Origin of the sequence: Streptomyces sp. (assembly GCF_019510245.1) — a bacterium.
Lineage (GTDB): Bacteria > Actinomycetota > Actinomycetes > Streptomycetales > Streptomycetaceae > Streptomyces.
In genome coordinates this window covers 1-7945 of record NZ_JAEKKT010000378.1, presented here as the reverse complement: position 1 = coordinate 7945, position 7945 = coordinate 1, and the positions used below count along the sequence as shown (strand labels likewise).

The window sequence follows — 7945 nt, the reverse complement described above, 5'->3', positions numbered from 1 at the left end:
GGGATCGAGGAGAGGAGGGTACGGCGGAGGGAGTTGCCGAGGGTGTAGCCGAAGCCCGGCTCCAGCGGCTCGATCACGAACCGGGAGCGGAACTCGTCGACGACCTCTTCGGTCAACGAGGGACGCTGAGCGATCAGCATGTGTGGATCAGATCCTTCTTTCGTGGACGCCCGCTATTTGACGCCCGACGGAACCGCGCCCGTGAAAGACGCGGGGTACTGCAAGGGTACGGGCGGCACGACCCTTACGGAGCCGTACCGCCCGAGCAGCCCTGCGAAGCGATGTCAGACGCGACGGCGCTTCGGCGGACGGCAGCCGTTGTGCGGGGTCGGGGTGACGTCCTGGATGGAGCCGACCTCGAGGCCCGTGGCCTGCAGGGAGCGGATCGCGGTCTCACGACCGGAACCCGGGCCCTTCACGAACACGTCGACCTTGCGCATGCCGTGCTCCTGGGCGCGGCGGGCAGCCGACTCGGCGGCCATCTGCGCGGCGAACGGCGTGGACTTCCGGGAGCCCTTGAAGCCGACGTGGCCGGCGGAGGCCCAGGAGATCACGTTGCCGGACGGGTCCGTGATGGAGACGATCGTGTTGTTGAACGTGCTCTTGATGTGCGCGTGGCCGTGAGCGACGTTCTTCTTTTCCTTGCGGCGCACCTTCTTGGCAGCGCCCTGACGACCCTTGGGGGGCATCTAGTAACTCCTACGGGGAGGTGGTCGGTCCTACAGCGAAGACCGCTGATGAAGCGTTGTCCGCTGCGGACTACTTCTTGCCCGGCTTCTTCTTGCCGGCGATGGCGCGACGCGGGCCCTTGCGGGTGCGGGCGTTGGTGCTGGTGCGCTGACCGCGGACGGGCAGACCGCGACGGTGACGCAGACCCTGGTAGCAGCCGATCTCGACCTTGCGGCGGATGTCGGCCTGGATCTCGCGACGGAGGTCACCCTCGGTCTTGATGTTGCTGTCGACGTACTCGCGGATGGCGACCAGCTGCTCTTCGGTCAGGTCGCGAACGCGGGTGTTCGGGTCGATGCCGGTCTCGGCCAGCGTCTGCTGCGAGAGTGTCCGGCCGATGCCGAACACGTAGGTGAGCGCGACCTCCACGCGCTTTTCGCGCGGGATGTCAACACCGGAAACGCGTGCCATTCAATGGCTCCTGGTGATCTTCGGAGGTCTTCCGCAGAACCGGTTCCCAGCCGCCGTGTCAGGTACGAACTGGGTCCCCGGCCTCCGAACCGGGGGTGTCAGGCGCCGTGGCACCTGGGTTCTGCGTATGAACATATTCAGCTTGCGTCGCGCGAATCTCTGCGATGGATGCAGAGGGATCGGTCCTGCGTCAGCCCTGGCGCTGCTTGTGGCGCGGGTTCTCGCAGATGACCATGACCCGACCGTGACGGCGGATCACCCTGCACTTGTCGCAGATCTTCTTGACGCTCGGCTTGACCTTCATGGGATTGAGGTTCTCCGGGTCAGTTGCCGGCGGCCCCGCTCACGCGGGGCCTGGGCAAGATCTACTTGTATCGGTAGACGATCCGGCCACGCGTCAGGTCGTACGGAGACAGCTCCACCACGACCCGGTCGTCAGGGAGGATGCGGATGTAGTGCATACGCATCTTGCCGCTGATGTGTGCCAGGACCTGGTGGCCGTTCTGGAGCTCGACCTTGAACATGGCGTTCGGAAGAGACTCGACGACAGTGCCCTCGATCTCGATGGCACCTTGCTTCTTGGCCACGCTTCGCCCTTCGAATCGACTACCTTGATCGACTCACGAGGGGCATGCGGACATGCGAGTGCACGAGAGCCGACGAGTCAGTCTACGTCAGCACCCAGAAAAAGACGAACTCGCTCGCGCTCCGCACCTGCCCATGACAATGCCCCGCCCGTCGGCACGTTATGCGCGACGGACGGGGCGAGCGGTCGTTCCCCCGACCGCGTCCTACTGCTTGCCTCTCGGCTTACCTCTCGACGGTCTCGCAGGCGGTGCCGTCATCGTGCGTGCCGTCCAGGAGGGCCTGGACGCAGATGTCGGTGCCGTCCTTCGAGTTCGCGTTGATCGCGACCCGGTAGTAGGTGAAGTGGTCGCCGTTGTTGTAGTGCGTCGTCAGCGGCGAGTACTTCACGTACCGTTCCTGTGGACCGAGCGGAAGTGAGTCTCCTCAGCCGCACACCCCGTGCGGGGCCCCGCACGCCGGCGCCGTAACCGGCGTCCCAGAGCGCACGGTCACCGTAGCCCGAACGGCCCAGACCACCGCAGGCCCGGAAGCCGACCCTGACCCGATCGAGCTAACTCACCTCTGTGTACGCTGCCCGGCGAACAGCCGGCAACCCCGTCTTCTCGGCGTAGATCTGCGATCTTCAGCCCAGCGGGTCGGGCGCCGCCGTGACACCGTGCTCCGCCAGCTTCGCCCGGCCCCCGTCGGGAGCCGTCAGCACCAGCGGGCCCTCCTCCGTGAGGGCGACGGAGTGCTCCCAGTGCGAGGACCAGGTGCCGTCCGTCGTGATGACCGTCCAGTCGTCCTCCAGGACCTCGGTCCTGGGCGTGCCGAGGGAGACCATGGGCTCGATCGCGAGGCAGAAGCCGGTGACCAGCTTGGGGCCCTTGCCACGGCGGCGGTCGACGTAGTTCAGCAGGTGCGGGTCCATGTGCATCTCGGTGCCGATGCCGTGGCCGCCGTAGTCCTCGATGATGCCGTAGCGGCCTCCGCCGGGCTTGGGCTGCCGACGGATGTAGGTCTCGATGGCCCGGGAGACGTCGACCAGGCGGTTGCCCTGCCTGACGGCCGCGATGCCGGCCCACATCGACTCCTCGGTCACCCGGGACAGCTCGATCAGCTCCGGGGCGTGACCCGAGCCCACGAAGGCCGTATAGGCGGCGTCACCGTGCCAGCCGTCGACGATCGCGCCCGCGTCGACGGAGATGATGTCGCCGTCCTTCAGGACGACGTCGTCGGAGGGGATGCCGTGGACCACGACCTCGTTGACCGAAGTGCAGATCGTCGCGGGGAAGCCGCCGTACCCGAGGAAGTTCGGCTTGGCGCCGTGTTCGGCGAGCACCTTGCGGGCGACCTCGTCCAGGTCCCTGGTGGTGGCGCCGGGAACCGCGGCCTCGCGGGTCGCCGCGTGGATCGCGGCCACGACCAGGCCCGCCGCCCGCATCCTGGCGATCTGCTCGGAGGTCTTGATCTGCACCATGGGCGGCCTGCGCTCTCCATCACTCACGTGGACTGGGTTACCTGTACAACACTACGGCCGCGGCGCCCCGGGGCCCCGGACGAGGTCCGGGGAAGGGCACCGCGGCCGGAAGAACCGCGATCTAGTTGTTCTCGGCCTTCTCGCGCTTCAGCGCCTCCAGCGCCCGCTGCGTGATCTCGTCCACCGGACCCAGGGCGGAGATCGTCACGACCAGCCCCTGCGCCTTGTAGTAGTCGATGATCGGCTCGGTCTGCGTGTGGTAGACCTCCAGCCGGGTGCGGACCGTGTCCTCGGAGTCGTCGTCACGCTGGTACAGCTCACCGCCGCAGATGTCGCACACGCCCTCCTGCTTCGGCGGGCTGTACGTCACGTGGAAGACGTGCGACGAGTCGTTGCGGCAGACGCGCCGGCCGGCGATCCGCTTGACGACCTCCGCCTCCGGGACCTCCAGGTCCAGGACGGCGTCCAGCTCGATGCCCTCGTCGCTCAGCAGCCGGTCCAGCGCCTCGGCCTGCGAGACGTTGCGCGGGAAGCCGTCCAGCAGGAAGCCGTTCGCCGCGTCCGGCTGCTCCATGCGGTCCTTGGCCATCGCGACGGTGACCTCGTCGGGGACGAGGTTGCCGGCGTCCATGTAGGACTTGGCGAGCTTGCCGAGCTCGGTCTGCTTACTGATGTTGGCGCGGAACAGGTCGCCCGTGGAGATGTGCGGAATGCCCAGCATCTCGGCGAGGCGGACGGCCTGCGTTCCCTTACCGGCACCCGGCGGCCCGACGAGGACGATACGCATCAGCGGAGGAACCCTTCGTAATTGCGCTGCTGGAGCTGGCTCTCGATCTGCTTCACCGTCTCGAGACCGACACCCACGATGATGAGGATGCTGGTCCCGCCGAACGGGAAGTTCTGGCTCGCCCCGAAGCCGACCAACGCCACTGTCGGTACGAGAGCGATCAGCCCCAAATACAGCGAACCCGGCCAGGTGATCCGGTTGAGCACGTACGAAAGGTACTCAGCGGTCGGTCGGCCAGCCCGGATGCCCGGGATGAAGCCACCATACTTCTTCATGTTGTCGGCGACTTCCTCGGGGTTGAAGGAGATCGCCACGTAGAAGAACGCGAAGAAAACAATGAGCAGGAAGTACAGGGTGATGTACGTGGGGCTGTCACCCTGCTTGGTCAGGTTCTGCTCGATCCAGCTCTTCCAGCCCGAGTTGCCGCCCGCGAACTGCGCCACGAGGGCCGGGATGTACAGCAGCGACGAGGCGAAGATGACGGGGATCACACCCGCCTGGTTCACCTTGAGCGGGATGTACGTGGACGTACCACCGTAGGAGCGACGGCCGATCATGCGCTTCGCGTACTGCACCGGGATGCGGCGCTGGGCCTGCTCGACGAAGACGACGAGCCCGACCATGACCAGGCCGACCGCGATGACCGAGCCGAACTCGATCCAGCCGTCGGCGAGGGTGCCCTGCTTCTTGATAGCCCACAGCGCGGACGGGAAGGTCGCGGCGATCGAGATGAACATCAGGATCGACATGCCGTTGCCGATGCCGCGGTCGGTGATCAGCTCGCCGAGCCACATCACGACGGCCGTACCGGCGGTCATGCAGACGACCATCGTGATCGTCGTGAAGATCGACTGGTCCGGGACGATGCTCGACGCGACCGAGCAGCCGTTGAAGAGCGCGCCGCTGCGCGCGGTGGCGACCAGACCGGTGCCCTGGAGGATGGCGAGGGCCACCGTCAGGTACCGGGTGTACTGGGTGATCTTCGTCGTACCGGCCTGGCCCTCCTTCTTCAGGGCCTCGAGGCGCGGGATGACCACGGTGAGCAGCTGAAGGATGATGCTGGCCGTGATGTACGGCATGATGCCCAGCGCGAAGATCGTGATCTGCAGCAGCGCGCCGCCGCTGAACATGTTGATCATGCCGAAGAGGCCCTGGTTGCCCGAGGCCTCCTTCACGCACTGCTGCACAGACGTGTAGTTCACACCCGGGATCGGGATGTGCGTACCGACCCGGTAGACCACGATGATGCCCAGCGTGAAGAGCAGCTTCTTGCGCAGGTCGGGCGTCCTGAACGCCCGGGCGAACGCGGTGAGCACGGTGCCTCCTGCGACCCCCGCGCAACTGCGTCAAGGGTGACGGTCTTGAGGTTCGACGAATGGGAAAAAGAACAGTGCTGGCCACCTTACCGGCCGCACTGCCCCCCTAGGAACGACCGACCGGGGATACCTCATTGTGAGGTATCCCCGGTCGGGATTCGCTTACGTCATCGAGACGCCCGAAACGATCAGACGAGCTCGGTGACGGTGCCGCCGGCGGCGGTGATCTTCTCCTTGGCGGAGCCGGAGACGGCGTCGACCGTCACCTGAAGCGCCACGGAGACCTCACCCTGGCCGAGGACCTTGACGAGGCTGTTCTTGCGAACGGCGCCCTTGGCCACGAGACCCTCGACGGTGACCTCGCCACCCTCCGGGTACAGCGCGGCCAGCTTCTCGAGGTTCACGACCTGGTACTCGGTCTTGAACGGGTTCTTGAAGCCCTTCAGCTTCGGGAGGCGCATGTGGAGGGGCATCTGGCCACCCTCGAAGCGCTCCGGAACCTGGTAACGGGCCTTCGTACCCTTGGTACCACGACCAGCCGTCTTACCCTTCGACGCCTCACCACGACCGACACGGGTCTTGGCGGTCGTGGCACCGGGGGCCGGACGGAGGTTGTGGATCTTGAGCGGGTTCTGCTCCGCCATGATCAGTCGACCTCCTCGACCGTCACGAGGTGGCGGACGGTGTGCACCATGCCGCGGAACTCGGGGCGGTCCTCCTTGACGACCTGCGTGTTGATGCCCTTGAGACCAAGGGAGCGCAGGGTGTCACGGTGGTTCTGCTTGCTGCCGATGTAGGACTTGACCTGCGTGATCTTGAGCTGCGCCATGATCACACACCCGCCCCGGCACGCGCACGGAGCAGAGCCGCGGGGGCGACGTCCTCGAGCGGCAGACCACGGCGGGCCGCGATCTCCTCGGGGCGCTGCAGGCCCTTCAGGGCCGCCACGGTCGCGTGCACGATGTTGATCGCGTTGTCGGAGCCGAGCGACTTCGACAGCACGTCGTGGATACCGGCGCACTCGAGCACGGCGCGCACCGGACCACCGGCGATAACACCGGTACCGGGGGACGCGGGCTTGAGCAGCACGACGCCGGCAGCCTTCTCACCCTGGATCGGGTGCGGGATGGTGCCCTGGATACGGGGGACCTTGAAGAAGTGCTTCTTGGCCTCCTCAACGCCCTTGGCGATGGCGGCCGGCACCTCCTTGGCCTTGCCGTAACCGACACCCACGGTGCCGTCACCGTCGCCCACCACGACCAGCGCGGTGAAGCTGAAGCGACGACCACCCTTCACAACCTTGGCGACGCGGTTGATCGCGACGACGCGCTCAACGTACGCGGTCTTCTCGGCGGCAGCAGCGCCGCCGTCACGGCCCTTCCGGTCCCGCCGCTCGCCGCCACCGGCACCGCTTCCGCGGCGCTGGGGTCCAGCCATTGGATTACCTCTCTCTTTCCGCTAGCTACAAGCGGCTCAGAACTTGAGCCCGGCCTCGCGGGCGGCGTCCGCCAGGGCGGCGATGCGCCCGGCGTACTGGTTGCCACCACGGTCGAACACCACGGCCTCGACGCCGGCGGCCTTGGCACGCTCGGCGACCAGGGCGCCGACCTGCTTGGCCTGCGCGGACTTGTCGCCCTCGCCACCGCGCACCGACGCGTCCAGGGTGGACGCGGAGGCCAGGGTGTGGCCCTTCAGGTCGTCGATCACCTGCGCCACGATGTGGCGGTTGGAGCGGGTCACGACCAGACGGGGACGCTCCGCCGTACCGGCGATCCGCTTGCGGATCCGGATGTGACGGCGCTTGATCGCGGCGCGCTTGTAGGCGTCACCCTTGAGGATCTTCTGCCCGTATGCCATGGCTTACTTACCCGCCTTTCCGACCTTGCGGCGGATGACTTCGCCCTCGTACTTGACGCCCTTGGCCTTGTACGGGTCGGGCTTGCGCAGCTTGCGGATGTTGGCCGCGACCTCGCCGACCTTCTGCTTGTCGATACCCTCGACCGAGAAACGGGTCGGAGCCTCGACCTTGAAGGTGATGCCCTCGGGGGCCTCGACCAGGATCGGGTGGCTGTAACCGAGCGCGAACTCGAGGTTCGAGCCCTTGGCGGTCACGCGGTAACCGACACCGCTGATCTCGAGCTTCTTCACGTAACCCTGGGTCACGCCGGTGATCATGTTCGCCACCAGCGTGCGGGACAGGCCGTGCAGGGCCTTGCTCTGACGCTCGTCGTTGGGGCGGGTCACCGCGAGAGTGCCGTCCTCGCCCTTGGCGATGTCGATCGGAGCCACGACGGTGTGGGTCAGCTCGCCCTTGGGGCCCTTGACCTTCACCGTGCGGCCGTCGATGGTGACGTCCACGCCGGCGGGAACCGCGATGGGGAGCTTGCCGATGCGCGACATAGCTGTTTCCTCCGTTCCCTTCTGCTACCAGACGTAGGCGAGGACTTCCCCACCCACGCCCTTCTTGCCGGCCTGCTTGTCGGTGAGGAGCCCGTGCGACGTGGAGATGATCGCCACGCCCAGGCCGCCGAGCACCTTCGGCAGGTTGGTGGACTTCGCGTAAACCCGGAGACCGGGCTTGGAGATGCGCTTGATCCCCGCGATGGAGCGCTCACGGTTGGGACCGAACTTCAGGTCCAGGACGAGGTTCTTGCC

General features: G+C 66.6%; 14 protein-coding genes and 1 pseudogene. All 15 read right to left on the bottom strand.

Annotated features, from left to right (window positions below):
• A pseudogene (locus JF597_RS52185) lies at window positions 1-140 on the bottom strand (DNA-directed RNA polymerase subunit alpha); the annotation flags it as partial.
• Between the two features lie 144 nt (window positions 141-284).
• Window positions 285-689: a 30S ribosomal protein S11 gene (gene rpsK / locus JF597_RS52180; protein WP_003956432.1), complete on the bottom strand. Its 405-nt coding sequence runs from the start codon at window positions 687-689 to the stop codon at window positions 285-287.
• Between the two features lie 70 nt (window positions 690-759).
• Window positions 760-1140, bottom strand: coding sequence for a 30S ribosomal protein S13 (gene rpsM, locus JF597_RS52175; RefSeq protein WP_143627879.1), 381 nt, complete (start codon window positions 1138-1140; stop codon window positions 760-762).
• A 190-nt stretch (window positions 1141-1330) separates the two neighbouring features.
• Window positions 1331-1444: a 50S ribosomal protein L36 gene (gene rpmJ / locus JF597_RS52170; RefSeq protein ID WP_003998809.1), complete on the bottom strand. Its 114-nt coding sequence runs from the start codon at window positions 1442-1444 to the stop codon at window positions 1331-1333.
• A gap of 61 nt (window positions 1445-1505) precedes the next feature.
• Window positions 1506-1727, bottom strand: coding sequence for a translation initiation factor IF-1 (gene infA / locus JF597_RS52165; protein WP_003948620.1), 222 nt, complete (start codon window positions 1725-1727; stop codon window positions 1506-1508).
• A 223-nt stretch (window positions 1728-1950) separates the two neighbouring features.
• Window positions 1951-2115: a hypothetical protein gene (locus tag JF597_RS52160; protein ID WP_294013846.1), complete on the bottom strand. Its 165-nt coding sequence runs from the start codon at window positions 2113-2115 to the stop codon at window positions 1951-1953.
• 235 nt (window positions 2116-2350) lie between these two features.
• Window positions 2351-3187: a type I methionyl aminopeptidase gene (gene map, locus JF597_RS52155; protein ID WP_294013890.1), complete on the bottom strand. Its 837-nt coding sequence runs from the start codon at window positions 3185-3187 to the stop codon at window positions 2351-2353.
• A 121-nt stretch (window positions 3188-3308) separates the two neighbouring features.
• Window positions 3309-3974, bottom strand: a complete 666-nt coding sequence (locus JF597_RS52150; protein ID WP_294013843.1) for an adenylate kinase — start codon at window positions 3972-3974, stop codon at window positions 3309-3311.
• Window positions 3974-5290, bottom strand: coding sequence for a preprotein translocase subunit SecY (gene secY / locus JF597_RS52145; protein WP_294013840.1), 1317 nt, complete (start codon window positions 5288-5290; stop codon window positions 3974-3976). The genes JF597_RS52150 and secY overlap by 1 nt, the downstream gene beginning before the upstream one ends.
• A 188-nt stretch (window positions 5291-5478) precedes the next feature.
• A complete protein-coding gene (gene rplO, locus JF597_RS52140) occupies window positions 5479-5934 on the bottom strand; it encodes a 50S ribosomal protein L15 (RefSeq protein ID WP_294013837.1) in 456 nt (151 codons plus the stop codon).
• Window positions 5935-5936: 2 nt separating this feature from the next.
• The gene (gene rpmD, locus JF597_RS52135) at window positions 5937-6119 is read right to left on the bottom strand and encodes a 50S ribosomal protein L30 (protein ID WP_003974250.1); all 183 of its coding nucleotides are present in this window, start codon (window positions 6117-6119) and stop codon (window positions 5937-5939) included.
• Between the two features lie 2 nt (window positions 6120-6121).
• Complete coding sequence (gene rpsE, locus JF597_RS52130; protein ID WP_094054455.1) at window positions 6122-6727, bottom strand: 30S ribosomal protein S5; 606 nt, start codon at window positions 6725-6727, stop codon at window positions 6122-6124.
• Window positions 6728-6763: 36 nt separating this feature from the next.
• The gene (gene rplR, locus JF597_RS52125; RefSeq protein ID WP_030860987.1) at window positions 6764-7147 is read right to left on the bottom strand and encodes a 50S ribosomal protein L18; all 384 of its coding nucleotides are present in this window, start codon (window positions 7145-7147) and stop codon (window positions 6764-6766) included.
• A 3-nt stretch (window positions 7148-7150) separates the two neighbouring features.
• Window positions 7151-7690: a 50S ribosomal protein L6 gene (gene rplF, locus JF597_RS52120; RefSeq protein ID WP_046732374.1), complete on the bottom strand. Its 540-nt coding sequence runs from the start codon at window positions 7688-7690 to the stop codon at window positions 7151-7153.
• Window positions 7691-7714: 24 nt separating this feature from the next.
• On the bottom strand, window positions 7715-7945 hold a 231-nt coding region (gene rpsH, locus JF597_RS52115), incomplete at its 5' end, for a 30S ribosomal protein S8 (protein WP_294013809.1).

Excerpts from the sequence above, each read along its gene's own strand:
- rpsK (WP_003956432.1), bottom strand. The coding sequence starts at position 689 with ATGCCCCCCAAGGGTCGTCAGGGCGCTGCCAAGAAGGTGCGCCGCAAG.
- rpsM (WP_143627879.1), bottom strand. The coding sequence starts at position 1,140 with ATGGCACGCGTTTCCGGTGTTGACATCCCGCGCGAAAAGCGCGTGGAG.
- rpmJ (WP_003998809.1), bottom strand. The coding sequence starts at position 1,444 with ATGAAGGTCAAGCCGAGCGTCAAGAAGATCTGCGACAAGTGCAGGGTG.
- map (WP_294013890.1), bottom strand. The coding sequence starts at position 3,187 with ATGGTGCAGATCAAGACCTCCGAGCAGATCGCCAGGATGCGGGCGGCG.
- JF597_RS52150 (WP_294013843.1), bottom strand. The coding sequence starts at position 3,974 with ATGCGTATCGTCCTCGTCGGGCCGCCGGGTGCCGGTAAGGGAACGCAG.
- rplO (WP_294013837.1), bottom strand. The coding sequence starts at position 5,934 with ATGGCGGAGCAGAACCCGCTCAAGATCCACAACCTCCGTCCGGCCCCC.
- rpmD (WP_003974250.1), bottom strand. The coding sequence starts at position 6,119 with ATGGCGCAGCTCAAGATCACGCAGGTCAAGTCCTACATCGGCAGCAAG.
- rpsE (WP_094054455.1), bottom strand. The coding sequence starts at position 6,727 with ATGGCTGGACCCCAGCGCCGCGGAAGCGGTGCCGGTGGCGGCGAGCGG.
- rplR (WP_030860987.1), bottom strand. The coding sequence starts at position 7,147 with ATGGCATACGGGCAGAAGATCCTCAAGGGTGACGCCTACAAGCGCGCC.
- rplF (WP_046732374.1), bottom strand. The coding sequence starts at position 7,690 with ATGTCGCGCATCGGCAAGCTCCCCATCGCGGTTCCCGCCGGCGTGGAC.